Source organism: Streptomyces sp. Z26 (genome assembly GCF_003665095.1).
Classification (GTDB): domain Bacteria; phylum Actinomycetota; class Actinomycetes; order Streptomycetales; family Streptomycetaceae; genus Streptomyces; species Streptomyces phytohabitans.
In genome coordinates this window covers 5,463,413-5,477,769 of the sequence record NZ_RCHV01000002.1, presented here as the reverse complement: position 1 = coordinate 5,477,769, position 14,357 = coordinate 5,463,413, and the positions used below count along the sequence as shown (strand labels likewise).

Sequence of the window (14,357 nt, the reverse complement as noted above, 5' to 3'; positions counted from 1 at the left end):
CGGACCCTCCGAGCCCGACCCCGAGCCGGACCCACCCACCGAGGAGTACGCGATGGAGCCCTACGAACTCGAAGCGCTCGAAGCCGTCACCACCCGCCCCCGCGCGACTACGCGACACTCGCCGTGTCCCCGCTGACGCCCGTCATCGGCGCCGAGGTCTCCGGCGTGGATCTGGCGCGGCTGACGGACGCGCAACTGGCCGAGGTGCGGACGGCGTTCCTCGACCACCACGTGCTGGTCTTCCGCGACCAGGAGATCACCGTCGAGGAACACAAGCGCTTCGCCGCCCACTTCGGCGAGCTGCGCCCCGTCAACCCGCCGCCGCCCGAGGGCGACCCCTACGTGCTGGACATCCGCACCACGGCCGCCGCCGCCAACGTCGCGGGCAACGCCTGGCACGCCGACGGCACCGCCGACCTCGAACCGTCCCTCGGCTCGATGCTCTACATCACCGAGACCCCCGACGGCGGCAGCGGCGGCGACACCCTCTTCGCCAACATGCACCTGGCCTACGAGATGCTGTCGCCCACGATGCGCGGCCTCCTCGACGGCCTCACCGCCGTCCACGACGGCGCGCAGAGCTTCCGCGGCTACACCATCCCGCCGGACTACGAGGTCCCGGTGAACGAGCACCCGCTCGTCGTACGGCACCCCGAGACCGACCGCCCGATCCTCTACGTCAACCAGGCGTACACCTCCCGCGTCCCGCAGCTCTCCGCCGACGAGAGCGACGCGCTCCTCGGCATGCTGTTCGCCGTCGCCAACCAGCGCCCGATGCTGAGCTGCCGGGTCCGTTGGGCCCCGAACACGCTGGTGTTCTGGGACAACCGCTGCGTGCAGCACCACGCGACGTACGACTACTACCCCCGTACGCGCTACGGCCGCCGCGTCGCGATCAACGGCGGGCCGCTCAAGGGCTGAGCCACCGGGCGCCCCGGCGGGTACGCGGCGGCTGGTACGGGCGGGCGACGCGGCGCGGAAATCGCCGCGGACCTCGCAACGGCGGGCCGCCGCACGCGTTGACACGGTACGGCCGCGGCACGGCGGTCGTACCGTACGGAGTCCGGCCGCGGCCGGCTGGAGGTCGACGCGCATGCCCCCGCCCGCACACTGGTTCTTCGGGGACCAGCTCGGCCCGCACTTCCTCGACCCGCGCGACGGCGGCCCGGCGCGGGACGCGCCGCTGGTGATGGTGGAGGCGAAGTCGGTGTTCCGGCGCCGCCGGTTCCACCGCGCCAAGGCCCACCTGGTGCTCTCCGCGATGCGGCACCGCGCCGCCGAACTGGGCGACCGCATGCGGTATGTACGGGCGGAGACGTACCGCGAGGGGCTCCGCGAGGCGGTGGGCGACGCCGACGTCACCGTCTTCCACCCCACGTCCCGCGCCGCCCTGGCGCTCGCGGAGGACCTGGAACGGGTGACGGTGCTCCCGGCCCGCGGATTCCTCGTACCGCACGGCGACTTCGCGCGGTGGGCGGCGGGCCGCGGCTCCCGGCGGCTGCTCATGGAGGACTTCTACCGCGGGGTCCGCCGCTCCCACGACCTCCTCATGGAGGGCGACGAACCCGCCGGGGGCCGCTGGAACCTGGACCACGACAACCGCGAGCCGCCCCCGCGCGGCGCCGCGACCCTCGGCGCACCCGCGCCGTGGCGCCCGGACGAGGACGCGATCGACGAGGAGGTGCGGCGCGACCTGGACCGGTGGGAACGGGACGGGGACGTGGCGTTCGTCGGCCGCGACGGGCCGCGCCTCTTCCCCGCGACCCGCCGCGAGGCGCGCGCCGCGCTGCGCCGCTTCGTCCACGACCGGCTGCCCGCCTTCGGGCCGCACGAGGACGCCATGCTGGCCGGGGACCCGGTGCTGGCGCACAGCCTGCTGTCGGCCGCCCTCAACCTCGGCCTGCTGGACCCGGCCGAGTGCGTCGAGGCGGCGGAGGCGGCCTGGCGCGCCGGTGACGCGGCGCTCGCGAGCACCGAGGGGTTCGTACGGCAGGTCGCGGGCTGGCGCGAGTACGTGTGGCACCTCTACTGGCACTTCGGTGAGGACTACCGGCACCGCAACGCGCTGCGCCACCACGCCCCGTTGCCCGACTGGTTCCTGGAGCTGGACGCCGACGCGGTGACCGCCCGCTGCCTCGGCACGGTCCTCGCGCAGGTCCGCGACACCGGCTGGACGCACCACATCCCCCGGCTGATGGTGCTCGGCGGCTACGCCCTCCAGCGCGGCTGGGACCCGGCGGCCGTCACCGACTGGTTCCACCGGAGCTTCGTCGACGGCTACGACTGGGTGATGCTGCCGAACGTGGTGGGGATGTCGCAGTACGCCGACGGCGGCCTGATGACCACCAAGCCGTACACCTCGGGCGGCGCCTACATCAACCGGATGAGCGACCTGTGCGGCCCGTGCGCGTACCGGCCCACGGAGCGGACCGGCGCGCGCGCCTGCCCGTACACCGCCGGGTACTGGGCCTTCGTGCACCGCCACCGCGCCCGCCTCGCCCACAACCACCGGACCGCGCGCCCGGCCGCCCAGCTGGACCGGCTGAACGACCTCGCGGAGCTGCTGCGCGAGCGGGAGGAGGCCGGGGACGGGCCGCCGTGAGGGGCCGCACGGCGGGGGTGTGGGTGGGGCGTACGGGCTCGGGGCGTACGCGGGCGGGGCGGCGATGAGTTCCGGGGGCGCGGGGAGTCTGCACGACCGTCCACCCCACTCACCACCGTCACGCGTACGCGCCACCCGGCGCCGTGCACCAGGAGGAAACCGTGTCCCAGCGCCCGCCCCGACCCCAGCTGTTGCGGGTCCAGAACTTCAACGTGTCCAGCGACGGGATCGCCGCGGGCGAGGACCAGACCCTGGAACGCCCCTTCGGCCACGTCGACCCCGGCCGGATGTTCGCCTGGGCGGGCGCCACCGCGAGCTGGCCCAACCGCACCGAACCCGGCGGCAGCCGCGGCCTGGACGACTACCTGACCCGCGACTTCACCCACAACATCGGCGCGGAGATCATGGGCCGCAACAAGTTCGGCCCGCAGCGCGGCCCCTGGCAGGACCACGAGTGGCAGGGCTGGTGGGGCGACGAACCCCCGTTCCACACACCGGTGTTCGTGCTGACGCACCACGAGCGCCCGTCGTTCACGCTGTCCGACACGACGTTCCACTTCGTGTCGGGCGAACCCGCCGACGTCCTCGCCCGCGCCCGCGAGGCGGCTGACGGCCGGGACGTTCGGCTCGGGGGCGGGGCCACCACCATCCGCCAGTTCCTCGACGCGGACCTCGTCGACACCCTGCACGTCGCGGTGTCACCGCTGGAGCTGGGCACCGGGGTGCGCCTCTGGGACTCCCCCGACGACCTGCTCGACCGCTTCCACCGCGACGTGGCGCCCAGCCCCAGCGGGGTGACGCACCACCTGTACTGGCGGAAGTGAACCGCACGGTACGGGAGTCGGGCGCCGCGCGCGTGACGGGTCGGGGCGGGTCCCGGCCCGTCCGCGCGTCGACCCGGCCGAGCCGGGTCGCGTCGTCCGCGACACGCCGCCCGGTCCGGCCGCCGCGCTCTGGTGCGCGGGCGCGGGCGACCCGTACGGTCGGGCCAGGTCCGGGGCGCCGGCGGCAGCGAGCCGCCCTGCGGGACCCGGCCGGAAGAGGCGGAGAGTGACGACGGCTGAGGAGGCCGGGCTCGGCCCGGTCGGGATCTGGACCGACGGCCTGAACGCGCTGCCCCCGGCGGCGGCCACCGAGACCGCCGCCGAACTGGACGAGCAGGGCTGGGGCACGCTGTGGGCCGGGGAGGCGTACGGCAGGGAGGCGTTCACCGGCGCCGGACTGCTGCTGGCCGGGACACGGCGGATGCGGGTCGCGACCGGCATCGCCAACATCTGGGCGCGCGACGCGGTCGCCGCCAACGCGGCGTCCCGCACGCTGTCCGCCGCGTACGGCGGGCGCTTCGTCCTCGGACTCGGCGTCAGTCACCGGCCGTTGGTGGAGAAGGCGCGCGGCGGCACCTACGCGCGGCCGGTGGCCGCGATGCGGGACTACCTGACGGCGATGGGGGACGCGACGTTCCTCGCCGCCGAGTCCGGGGAGCCCCGGCCGCCGGTCCTCGTCGCGGCCCTCGGCCCCCGCATGCTGGAGGTCGCCCGCGAACTGGCGGACGGCAGCCACCCGTACCTGGTGACGCCCGAACAGACCGCCGCCGTACGGGAGGCCCTGGGGCCGGACCGGATCGTGGCCGTGGAGCTGGGGGCGGTCCTCACCACGGACCGCGAGACGGCGCTGCGCCGCGCCCACGCGCACCTGGAGATCTACAGCGGCCTGCCCAACTACCGCAACAACTGGCTGCGCGGCGGCTTCGACGAGAGCGACCTCGTCCGTGGCGGCTCCGACCGGCTCGCCGAGGCGCTGATCGCCTGGGGCGACGAGGCGGAGATCCTGCGGCGCGTACGCGAGCACCACGCGGCGGGCGCGGACCACGTGTGCGTGCAGATGCTGACGGAGTCGCCGTTCGACGTGCCCGCCGCGGACTGGCGGGCGCTGGCGCCCGCCCTCGTCGGCGGCTGACGCACGCCCGGCTCCGGCCGGCCCACGGCCGGGGCCGGGCGGTGCCCCGAGCGGTCAGCTGACGCCGTAGCGCAGGTGCACGACGCCGTTGCCGAACCGGTGCTCGTCGACGAGTACGAGGTCGGCGCGTACGTCCGTCGGCAGCGCCGGGTTGCCCCCGCCGAGGACGACGGGCCAGACGTACAGGGCCACTTCGTCGACCAGTCCGGCGGCGAGCGCCTGCGCGGCGAGGTGCGGGCCGCCGACCAGGAGGTCTCCGGTGGCGGCGTTCTTCAGGTCGCGTACGGCGTCGGGGGCGAAGTGCCGTTCCAGCCGCGTCCTCGTGGTGGACGGCTCGGCGAGCGTCGAGGAGTAGACGACCTTCTCCGCGGTCTGCCACGCGTCGGCGTAGTCGGCCGTGAGGTCGGACCGCGCGGCCAGGGCGGGGGCGGTCTCCCAGACGGCGAGCGTCTCGTACATGCGCCGCCCGTAGAGGTACGTACGCGCGGACCGCATGAGGCCGGTGATGGACACGAACACGTCGTCGTCCGGCGGGGCCCAGTCGAAGGCACCGCGCGCGTCCTCGGTGCAGCCGTCGAGCGACATGTTCGAGGCGTAGACCAGCTTCGCCATGACCGGCTCCCTTCCTCGCCGTCCTCACCCTAATGCGAGGGACGATCGCGAGCCTCGTAGCCGGGCCCCGCCGCTGTTCGGGGCGGGCGAAGGAACGCTCGACCACACTGGCTCGGACTTCGGCGGACGCCCGCCTGCGGAACCAGGCGGCGACGGTGCTGCTGGTCACGCCGTTCAGGGACCTCGGTGATGCCACGGGCCTTGAGCACCCCTCGGATCGCGCGGGAGGAGCAAGCCTTGTCTCCGAAAGGAGTACCGGTGCGGTACCGGAAGACGATCGCCTCCACAGTGCGGCGCCGATCGGCCCACGGCCTGCCCCGACGACGACCGGCGCTGGAGGGCGGCAGAGGTCGTACGCGCTCCCCCTGCCGGTCGGCGAGCCGGGGGTGACGAAGCATCAGGATCAGACCGCCGAGGTACCGCGCACCCGGGCGTACGGCTCGGCCGGGCTCAGTCGATCTTCTTGATCACCCGGGCGGGCACTCCCGCGGCGACGGTGCCGGCGGGGACATCGCGAGTGACCACCGCGCCGGCGGCGACCACCGCACCGGCGCCGATGGTCACCCCTTGCGTGACCACCACGGCCGTCCCGATCCAGACGTCGTCCTCGATGACGATCGGGGCGTAGGAGAGGTACTCGCGGCGCTCCCCCAGGGGCAGCGGATGGCCTCCGGTGATGAGGCTGACCTTCGGGGCGATCATGACGCCGTTCCCGATACGGATGCCTCCCTTGTCCATGAAGGTGCACCCCTGGTTGACGAAGACGTTCTCCCCGAACGTCGTGTTCAGCCCGTACTCGGTGAAGAACGGCGGGTAGATCGTCACCGACGGCGGTAGCGGACCGCCGAAGACAACTGAGAGTAGTTCTCCGCGGCCTTCCGTGTCGCTGAACGGAAGCACGTTCAGCCGGGACGTCGCATCGGTCACCACCGCGATCCGCTCCGCGTGGCGCGTGAACTCGGGTGTCCGGACATACATGACGTGGTCTGTGCGAGTGGACATACGCGGATCCCACCACCGCGCGGAGCACGCGATCAAACAACTCCGCGCCGCCCCAGTAACAACTTCTCGTTGTGGAAGTAGGGTGGCGACGTGGATGCCGAAGCGCTGCGGACGTTCGTGACCGTCGCCGAGACCGGGCACTTCCAGGCCGCGGCAGACGAGTTGGGCATCAGCCAGCAGGCGGTCTCCAAACGGATCGCGGCCCTGGAGCGGCACCTAGGGGTCATGCTCCTGGTGCGGACCTCCCGAGGCTCGCGGCCGAGCCCGGACGGGCAGGTCTTCCTGCCGTACGCGAAGAAGGTCCTGGTGGTCGTCGAGCAGGCCGAGCAGGCCGTGCGTCCCGGGAGCCGTCCCCTGCGCGTCGACGTGCTCAACCGCCGTATCTCCCCGGCGCAGGCCGTCTACCGGTTCCACCGCTCCCATCCCGAGCGGGAACTGGACGTGGTCAGGCTGAGCTCGGAGAACGCCGCCCAGGCCGCCCAGGCGGTGCTCGAAGGGACGGTCGACGCGTCCTTCCGTGCGCTGGCGGCCGACCAGGTCCCGGCCGGGATCAGCGTCGAACGGCTGATGGACGCGCCCCTGGAGCTCCTGGTCGGCCCCGGCCACCCGCTGGCCGACGCGACCCACGTCCGTCCCGCGGAACTGGCCGGTCACCGCATCTGGATCCCGGGGATCACGCCGGGCACGGAATGGGCGGCCTTCTACCGGAGCCTGTCCGGAGCCTTCGGCCTGAGCATCGACGCGCTCGGCCCCGACTTCGGTCCCGAGGCCCTGATGGACACGCTGGCGGAGTCGAACTCCCTGGCCACCCTCGTGGGGCGCGGGGACCGCTACCTGTGGCCCCGGGCCCACGACCTCCGGCGCATCCCGCTGAGCGACCCGACCCCGGTCTACCCGCACGTGCTGCTCTTCCGCAGCGGAGACCAGCACCCCGTACTGACCGCGCTGCGCGCCTACCTGGGCACCGCGGGCCCGCGGTGCCCGCAGGACGTGTGGGCGCCGGAGTGGGTGGGGGCCGCTGACCGGACAACCGAACCAGCGGGCACGAACTAGCCCCGTGCCCGCGCCATGGCTCGCCGCCCCGGGCGTGCCATGGTGCGGGCACGCGCCACCAACGAACCACGCGAGAGGGAGCACCCGCGGATGCTGGAGTCGTACCACCGCCTCGTCGGCGCGCTGCGCGCGCGGGACTGGCTGCCCGCCGCGCTCGCGGAGCGCGCGCTCGTCGGGGGTGCCCGGTGACGGAGCTGTTCCTCGCCCGGCACGGCGAGACCGTCTGGCACGCGGAGAACCGTTACGCGGGCAGCAGCGACGTCGCCCTCACCCCGCGCGGGCGCGAACAGGCCCGCGCGCTCGGCCGCTGGGCGGCCGGTGCGGCGGGGCGCGGCGCGCTGTCGGCCGTGCGCTGCTCGCCGCTGGGCCGCTGCCGGGAGACGGCCGGGCCCGCGGCGGAGGCGACGGGCCGACCGCCGGTGGCCGACGCGCGGCTGCGGGAGGTGGACTTCGGGCGCGGTGAGGGGCTGACGCGCGACGAGATGCGGCGGGCGTTCGGCGCGGAGCACGCCGCGTTCGAACGCGATCCGGGTACGGTCGCGCTGCCCGGCGGCGAGGACCCGCGGGCGGCGGTGGCACGGGCGACGGACGCGCTGCGGGAGCTGGCCGCGGGGCCGGGCGGCGTGCTGGTCGTCGCGCACAACACGCTGCTGCGGCTGTGCCTGTGCGCGATGCTCGGCATCCCGCCGTCGGACTACCGCCGGGTGTTCCCGTCGATGGCCAACTGCGCGGTGACGACGGTCCGTCGGCGCGACGACGGCGGCTGGTCCCTCCTCGCGTACAACGTGCCCGTGCCGGACGCCCCCTGACCCCGCCGACCGCGTACGGTCACCGCCGGTCCGGCGCTCCCGGCCACCACACGCGCGGCCCGATGTCCCGTACGAGCGCGGGGACCAGCAGGGACCGTACGACCAGGGTGTCGAGCAGCACCCCGAACGCGACGATGAACGCGATCTGCACGAGGAACGCCAGCGGGATCACCCCCAGCGCGGCGAAGGTCGCCGCGAGCACCACCCCGGCGGAGGTGATCACGCCGCCGGTGGCGGTCAGGCCCTTCAGCACGCCGAAGCGGGTGCCGCGGCGCAGGGACTCCTCGCGGACGCGGGTCATCAGGAAGATGTTGTAGTCGACGCCGAGGGCGACGAGGAACACGAAGCCGTAGAGCGGCACCGAGGCGTCCGTACCGCCGAAGCCGAGGACGTGCTCGAAGACGAGCGCCGAAACCCCCAGCGTGGCCGCGAAGTTGAGCGCGACCGTCACGACGAGCAGCACCGGCAGCAGCAGCGAGCGCAGCAGCAGGGCGAGGACGAGCAGGATGACGGCGAGGACGACGGGGGCGATGAGCGCGCGGTCGCGTTCGGCGGTGCGCTGCGTGTCGTACTGCTGCGCGGTGTAGCCGCCGACGACTGCCTCCGCGTCGGGCACCGCGTGCACTGCGGCGCGCAGGCGCTGGACGGTGCGTTGCGCGGCGTCGCTGTCCGCCGGGTCGGCGAGGGTCACGTCCGCCAGGAACCGGCCGTCCACGGTGAGGGGTTCGCGTCCGCCGGGTCCGGTGGCGGGCGCGGCGGCGGACACCCCGGCGGTGCCGCGCGCCGCCCGCAGGACGGGTTCGGTCGCGGCGGCGTCCGCGATGACGACGGCGGGGTTGCCGGAGCCGCCGGGGAAGTGCTCCGCCAGCTCCTCCTGGGCGGCGACGGACGGCGCGTCGTCGACGAAGATCTCGCTCAACGGGACGCCGTCCGCCTTGAGTTGGGGTGCGAACGCGGCGCAGGCCAGCAGTACGGCGAGGGTCCCGGCCCAGACCCGGCGCGGCGCGCGGTCCACCAGCGCCGCGACGCGCGGCCACACGCCGCGCCCCGAGGTGCCGGGGTCGGCGGGGTCGGCGGCCCGGCGGGGGCGGGACGGCCAGTAGGCGGCGCGGCCGAGCAGCGCCAGCGCGGCGGGCAGGAACGTCAGCGCGGCGGCCACGGCGCAGACGATGCCGACGGCGCCGACGGGCCCGAGCGCGCGGTTGTTGGACAGGTCGCTGAGCAGCAGCGTGAGGAGCCCCAGCCCGACGGTGGCGGCGCTGGCGACGACGGCGCCGGTGGAGCGCCGTACGGCGGCCCGCATCGCCGTCGACCGGTCGCCGCCCGCGGCCAGTTCCTCGCGGAAGCGGGCGGAGATCAGCAGGGCGTAGTCGGTGGCGGCGCCGATGACGAGGATCGAGAGGATGCCCTGCACCTGGCCGTCGACGCGGACGGCGTCCCGTTCGGCCAGGGCGTACACCACGGCGCTCGCCAGCGACAGCGCGAACACGGCGGTGAGGATGACGACGAGCGGGAGCAGCACGCTGCGGTAGACGAGCAGCAGGATCAGCAGCACCACCGACAGCGCGACCACCACCAGCAGTCCGTCGACGCCCGCGAAGGCGTCGCCCAGGTCGGCCTGCGTGGCGGCGGGTCCGGCGAGCCGCGCCTCGGCGCCGGGTACGCGGGCGGCGGCCGTACGGATCTCCTCGACGGCGTCGCCGGTACGTTCGCCCAGGTCCGCGCGGAGCTGGACGACGCCCTGGAGTGCCTCGCCGTCCTCGGCGGGCACGGCGGGCGGGGGCGTGCCCGTCACGCCGGGGCGTCCGGCCAGTCCGGCGAGGACCCGGTCGGCGGCACGCCGCTGCGCGGCGGTCACGGTGCCGTCGTCGGCCGTCCACACGACGACGGCGGGGACGGTGCGGTCGTCCTGGAACGCCTCCTGCCGCTCCAGCGCCCGCGTCGACTCGGCGGTGCGCGGGAGGAACGCGGCCTGGTCGTTGATGGCGACCTCGCCGAGCTTCCCGGCGTACGGGCCGACGACCCCGGCGAGGGCGAGCCAGACGACGAGGAGGACGGCGGGCAGGAGTCCGCGCGGCGGGCGGCGGGCGGAACGCGGGGGTGCGGTCATGGTCGTCCTCGGTGCCTGCGGGGGCGGTGGCCCGGCGGAGCGGGTCCCCGCCACCACCAAGGTATCTCAATCATTGAGAGATATTATCCTGGGCACGTGGAGACACCCCCAGACGAACCGGCGCCCGCCCCCTCCCGCGCGGCCGCCGGACAGGACCCGGACGCGCCCACCGACCTGTACGCGTTCGCCGTCCAACTGCGCCGCCTGAACGCCTCGTTCAACCGCGTCGCCCAGGAGTTCGCGCACACCCAGGGGCTGCACCACACCGACGTGCAGGCGCTCGTCGCCGTCCTCGACGGCGACGGCCGGGGCGGCCCGCTCACCCCCGGCAGGCTGCGCGAACACCTCAACCTCACCTCCGGCGCCGTCAGCGCCTGCCTCCGGCGGCTGGAGGACTCCGGGCACATCCGGCGCGTACGGGACCCCGCCGACGGCCGTGTCGTGCACCTGCACTACGCGCCCGCCGGACGCGCCGTCGCCCGGGACTCGTTCCGCCCGCTCGCCACGCACACCGACGCGGCCCGGGCGCGCTTCACGGCGGACGAACTCCGCACCGTGCTGCGCTTCCTGGCGGAACTCAACGACAACCTCGACCGCGAACGCCTCCCGCCCACCTGACGGCCCCTCCGACGGCCCGGCGGTGCCGCCCCGGCGGCACCGCTCACCAGTGCGGGGTGGGCGCGCGCGGGGCACCGTCCTCGACGGCGCGTACGGGTCGGGGCGGCTGGTTGAGCACCTCCCGCGCGTACGTCCCGTCGTCGCCCGGGGCGTACCGCTCGGGCCGGAAGGGGGCACCCGCGAGACGCGCGAGGAGGTCCCGGAGCTCGCAGAGCGCGTCTGTGATTGGTTTCACGATGAATCCTTCTGGGAGCGGATGGGGAACTCCACCGTGCGACTGAACAATGTTCACCAGTGCGGGAGATGAGGCGTGACCGACAGGGACGAGTGTCCGACAGGGACGAGCGGTCGAGGGAGACGAGGGGGCCGGATGAGCGGTGACGGGGAGAACGGACCGCCGCCGGACCCGGAACGGGGGGAACGGCCGACGGTGACCGGGGGTGGCCCGACGGCCGTCGCGCAGCTGTCCGAGGACGCCGTCCGCGTCTTCCGCTGGGTGAGCGACCACGGCGTGTGCGCGGCACGCACGCTCGGGGAGGCGCTGGGCCTGCCGGAGGCGCGTACGGCGTCGGCGGTGACGACGCTCACCGGCCTGCTGCTCCTGCGCCGCCTGCCCGACGACCCCGACCTGCTGGTGCCGGTCGCGCCGGACGCGGCGATCGCCGCGCTGGTCGCGCCGCAGGAGGCCGCGCTGCGGCGCCAGCTCGCCGAGATCGACCGGCTGCGCGGCGAACTCGCCCTGCTCACCCCGTTCTACGCGGAGGGCCAGCGGCGGCGGCAGGGGCGTACCCCGCTGACGGTGGTCACCGACCTCCAGACCGTCGTCGGCATGATCACCGAGGCGACCATCCGGTGCGCCCAGGAGGTCCGCACCTGCCACCCCGGCGGCGGTCGCTCCCCCGCGCTGCTGGAGCAGGCGTACATCCGCGACCGGGACATGCTGCGGCGCGGCGTGCGGATGCGCACCCTCTACCAGCACACCGCCCGCTACCACCTGCCGACGCAGGAGTACGCGCGCCGGATGACCGACGAGGGCGCGGAGATCAGGACGCTCAGCGAACTCTTCGGCCGGATGGTCGCGTTCGACGGCGAGACCGTGCTCATACCGCACCAGGACGACCCGGACGCGGCCGTCGTGATCCAGGACCCGTCCACGGTCGCGTACCTGTGCGCGACCTTCGACCACGCCTGGTCGCTCGCGGAGCCGTACCACCCGGCGTGGACGGAGAGCCCGGTACGGGACGAGGTGAAGCAGGCGATCGTACGGCTGCTCGCTGAGGGCATGAAGGACGAGATGGTCGCCCGGCGGCTGGGGATGTCGCTGCGCACCTGCCGCAAGCACATCGCGGAGATCATGGAGCAGCTCGGCGCGGCCAGCCGCTTCCAGGCCGGGTACCTGGCCCGGGTGGAGTCCTCCGGCCCCGCCCCCGCCCAGCCCGGCGGCTGACGGCCCGGCACGGGGCCGGGCCGTCGGCGCCGCCGGGGGCGGGCCGGTGCCGCGGGGGGCGGCTACGCCGGGCACGGGGCGCCCCGTGCGGCCGCCTGCTCGCGGGCGAACAGCAGGGTGAGCCAGGGCAGTTCGTAGTGGTCGGACTCCTCGGGACGGCCCGGCCACGGCCCGGCCGCGTGCGCGACCACCTCCGGTTCGGGCACGGCGTACTCCGCCGGTACCGACGCGGCGTACTCCGGCAGGTCGGGCGCGGCGAGCACGCCGACGTCGATCAGCTCCTCCAGGGCGCGCTGCGCGCCGCGCGGGTCCAGCCCCAGCGCGCGGGCGGCATCCAGCAGGGTGAACGCGCGCCCCGGCAGCGCCGCCAGGCCGTACAGCGTCGCGCGGGCGGGCGCGGGCAGCCGGTGCCAGCTGCTCGCCAGCCGGGACCGTACGCCGAGGCCGCCGGACGCCAACTCGTCGAGCGCCTCGGCCGGTTGCTCCAGCCGGTCGGCGTAGCGGCCGAGCGGCATGTGCCGCAGTACGGACAGCCGGTTGGCGCCCGCCCGCAGCGCGAACGGGAGCAGCCCGGCGGCGGCGGCGATCCGCGCGGCGGCGGCCGGTTCGGCCTCCACCCGGTCCCGGCCGACGATCCGGGCGAGCAGCGCGCGGGCCTCCTCGGCGGTGAGCGGCGGGAGTTCGGTCCGGTCGGCGGGCTCCAGACAGGGCAGCCGACCACGCGAGGTGACCAGTGCGGCGGCGGTGCCCGCGGGCGGCAGCAGCGGGGCGAGCGCGGCGGCGTCTGGCGCGTCGTCGAGGAGCAGCAGGATCCGGCGCCCGGACAGCCAGGAGCGCCAGACGGTCGCCGCCTCCTCCCGGTCGGCGGGCAGCCGCTCGGGGCAGCCGAGGGCGCGGGCCAGCTCCGCCAGCACCGACGCCCACGGGCGGGCGGTGCCGTCCTCGGCGCACAGCCGGGCGGCGACCACACCGTCGGGGTAGTGGGCGGCGACGCGGTGCGCGACCCGTACCGCCAGGGCCGTCTTGCCGACCCCCGCCGGACCGGTCAGCAGCACCGGCGGCCCGCCCTCGCGGCCGAGGCGCGCGGCGACCTCCTCCGTCTCGCGGTCGCGGCCGGTGAAGTCCGCGAGCGGCGGCGGCAGCAGCCGGGGCCCGGCGGGGGCGCCGCGGGTACGGGGCGCGGCCTCGTCCTCCAGCAGGGAGCGGTAGGCGCGCTGGAGGGCGGCGCCCGGTTCCAGGCCCAGCTCGCGGGAGAGCTGCTGACGGCAGTCGTCGTACGCGGCCAGCGCCTCCGTACGGCGGCCCACCCGGTGCAGGGCGAGGAGTTGGGCGGAGCGGAGGCGTTCGCGCAGCGGGTGGCGGGCGACCATCTCCCCGACGCTCTCGGCGACCGGGGCGGGCTCGCCGGTCTCCAACTGCGCCTCGGCCCACGCCTCGTAGACGGCCAGGCGCCGGGAGTGCAGTCGGGCGACGGCGTCGCGCAGCACCTCGGCGCGGGCGGCGAGGTCGCACAGCGGGTCGTGCCGCCACAGGTCGAGGGCCTCGCGGTAGAGCCGGGCGGCGGGGCAGGGCGCCCCGGCGCGCAGCTCGGCGTCGCCGCGGCGGGCCAGCTCGTCGAAGCGGAGGGAGTCGCACTCGTCGGCGGTGAGGTGCAGGACGTAGCCGCCGGGGCCGTGATGCAGGCGGCCGAGGTCGCGCGGGTCGAGCACGCGGCGCAGCGTCGACACGTACACCTGGAGGTTCTTGCGCGCGGTGCGCGGCGGGTCGTCCGGCCACACGGCGTCGGTCAACTCCTCCAGGGAGACCGGCGCGTTGGGGCGGGTGAGCAGGGCCGCCAGGACGAGGCGTTGCTTCAACGGGCCGAGCGGCAGGGGCAGTCCGCCCCGGGCCGCCCGCAGGGGGCCGAGGAGGTCGAGCCGGAGGAGGGCGGACGTCGCGTCGGCGGGGACACCGTCCGGCTCCCGGGGACTTTCCGGAAACGCTTCCCGCGTACGGCTCTCCGTGAAAGTGCCGGCCATTTCCCTCAGCCCTTTCCCCAGCCGGTGTCGTCGGCATGGCGGGCGGGAGCGGGATATCTGTGCACGAGAGCCTCCGATGAGCGGTCGAGACCCGAGCGGGTCCACGAAGGTGCCCTGAATACTCTGGAAA

At 75.0% G+C, this 14,357-nt stretch carries 12 protein-coding genes and 1 pseudogene; 8 read left to right on the top strand and 5 right to left on the bottom strand.

The window, feature by feature from the left end; all coding sequences use genetic code 11:
* Window positions 1-52: 52 nt before the first annotated feature.
* The 4 genes and pseudogenes from D7M15_RS23710 to D7M15_RS23695 all read left to right on the top strand — a co-directional run bounded on the left by D7M15_RS23710 (window position 53) and on the right by D7M15_RS23695 (window position 4,558).
* A pseudogene (locus D7M15_RS23710) lies at window positions 53-921 on the top strand (TauD/TfdA family dioxygenase).
* A gap of 172 nt (window positions 922-1,093) precedes the next feature.
* Window positions 1,094-2,602 carry a cryptochrome/photolyase family protein gene (locus D7M15_RS23705; protein ID WP_121519361.1) on the top strand — a complete coding sequence of 503 codons (1,509 nt, stop codon included), beginning with the start codon at window positions 1,094-1,096 and terminating at the stop codon, window positions 2,600-2,602.
* Between the two features lie 161 nt (window positions 2,603-2,763).
* Window positions 2,764-3,426 (top strand): dihydrofolate reductase family protein, encoded by a 663-nt coding sequence (locus D7M15_RS23700; protein ID WP_121519360.1) that lies wholly within the window; start codon window positions 2,764-2,766, stop codon window positions 3,424-3,426.
* 226 nt (window positions 3,427-3,652) lie between these two features.
* Window positions 3,653-4,558 (top strand): TIGR03620 family F420-dependent LLM class oxidoreductase, encoded by a 906-nt coding sequence (locus D7M15_RS23695; RefSeq protein WP_121519359.1) that lies wholly within the window; start codon window positions 3,653-3,655, stop codon window positions 4,556-4,558.
* A 54-nt stretch (window positions 4,559-4,612) separates the two neighbouring features.
* On the opposite strand, the gene D7M15_RS23690 is transcribed toward D7M15_RS23695, so the two are convergent.
* Both D7M15_RS23690 and D7M15_RS23680 read right to left on the bottom strand, forming a co-directional pair.
* Complete coding sequence (locus D7M15_RS23690) at window positions 4,613-5,170, bottom strand: dihydrofolate reductase family protein (RefSeq protein WP_121519358.1); 558 nt, start codon at window positions 5,168-5,170, stop codon at window positions 4,613-4,615.
* Between the two features lie 450 nt (window positions 5,171-5,620).
* Window positions 5,621-6,148, bottom strand: coding sequence for a DapH/DapD/GlmU-related protein (locus D7M15_RS23680; protein WP_121519357.1), 528 nt, complete (start codon window positions 6,146-6,148; stop codon window positions 5,621-5,623).
* 114 nt (window positions 6,149-6,262) lie between these two features.
* Here D7M15_RS23680 and D7M15_RS23675 point away from each other — a divergent pair, with 114 nt between their 5' ends.
* Together D7M15_RS23675 and D7M15_RS23670 are read left to right on the top strand one after the other, a co-directional pair.
* Window positions 6,263-7,225 carry a LysR family transcriptional regulator gene (locus tag D7M15_RS23675; RefSeq protein WP_121519356.1) on the top strand — a complete coding sequence of 321 codons (963 nt, stop codon included), beginning with the start codon at window positions 6,263-6,265 and terminating at the stop codon, window positions 7,223-7,225.
* 185 nt (window positions 7,226-7,410) lie between these two features.
* Window positions 7,411-8,034: a histidine phosphatase family protein gene (locus D7M15_RS23670; protein WP_121519355.1), complete on the top strand. Its 624-nt coding sequence runs from the start codon at window positions 7,411-7,413 to the stop codon at window positions 8,032-8,034.
* A 19-nt stretch (window positions 8,035-8,053) separates the two neighbouring features.
* On the opposite strand, the gene D7M15_RS23665 is transcribed toward D7M15_RS23670, so the two are convergent.
* Complete coding sequence (locus D7M15_RS23665) at window positions 8,054-10,144, bottom strand: MMPL family transporter (protein WP_121519354.1); 2,091 nt, start codon at window positions 10,142-10,144, stop codon at window positions 8,054-8,056.
* 174 nt (window positions 10,145-10,318) lie between these two features.
* Between D7M15_RS23665 and D7M15_RS23660 the strand changes: the two genes are divergently transcribed.
* Window positions 10,319-10,762 carry a MarR family transcriptional regulator gene (locus D7M15_RS23660; RefSeq protein ID WP_240649723.1) on the top strand — a complete coding sequence of 148 codons (444 nt, stop codon included), beginning with the start codon at window positions 10,319-10,321 and terminating at the stop codon, window positions 10,760-10,762.
* Between the two features lie 43 nt (window positions 10,763-10,805).
* On the opposite strand, the gene D7M15_RS23655 is transcribed toward D7M15_RS23660, so the two are convergent.
* Window positions 10,806-10,997 (bottom strand): hypothetical protein, encoded by a 192-nt coding sequence (locus D7M15_RS23655; RefSeq protein ID WP_121519352.1) that lies wholly within the window; start codon window positions 10,995-10,997, stop codon window positions 10,806-10,808.
* Window positions 10,998-11,132: 135 nt separating this feature from the next.
* Here D7M15_RS23655 and D7M15_RS23650 point away from each other — a divergent pair, with 135 nt between their 5' ends.
* The gene (locus D7M15_RS23650; protein WP_121519351.1) at window positions 11,133-12,209 is read left to right on the top strand and encodes a LuxR C-terminal-related transcriptional regulator; all 1,077 of its coding nucleotides are present in this window, start codon (window positions 11,133-11,135) and stop codon (window positions 12,207-12,209) included.
* A 62-nt stretch (window positions 12,210-12,271) separates the two neighbouring features.
* Here D7M15_RS23650 and D7M15_RS23645 read toward each other — a convergent pair whose 3' ends face one another.
* Window positions 12,272-14,227 carry a BTAD domain-containing putative transcriptional regulator gene (locus D7M15_RS23645; protein WP_121519350.1) on the bottom strand — a complete coding sequence of 652 codons (1,956 nt, stop codon included), beginning with the start codon at window positions 14,225-14,227 and terminating at the stop codon, window positions 12,272-12,274.
* Window positions 14,228-14,357: the final 130 nt, after the last annotated feature.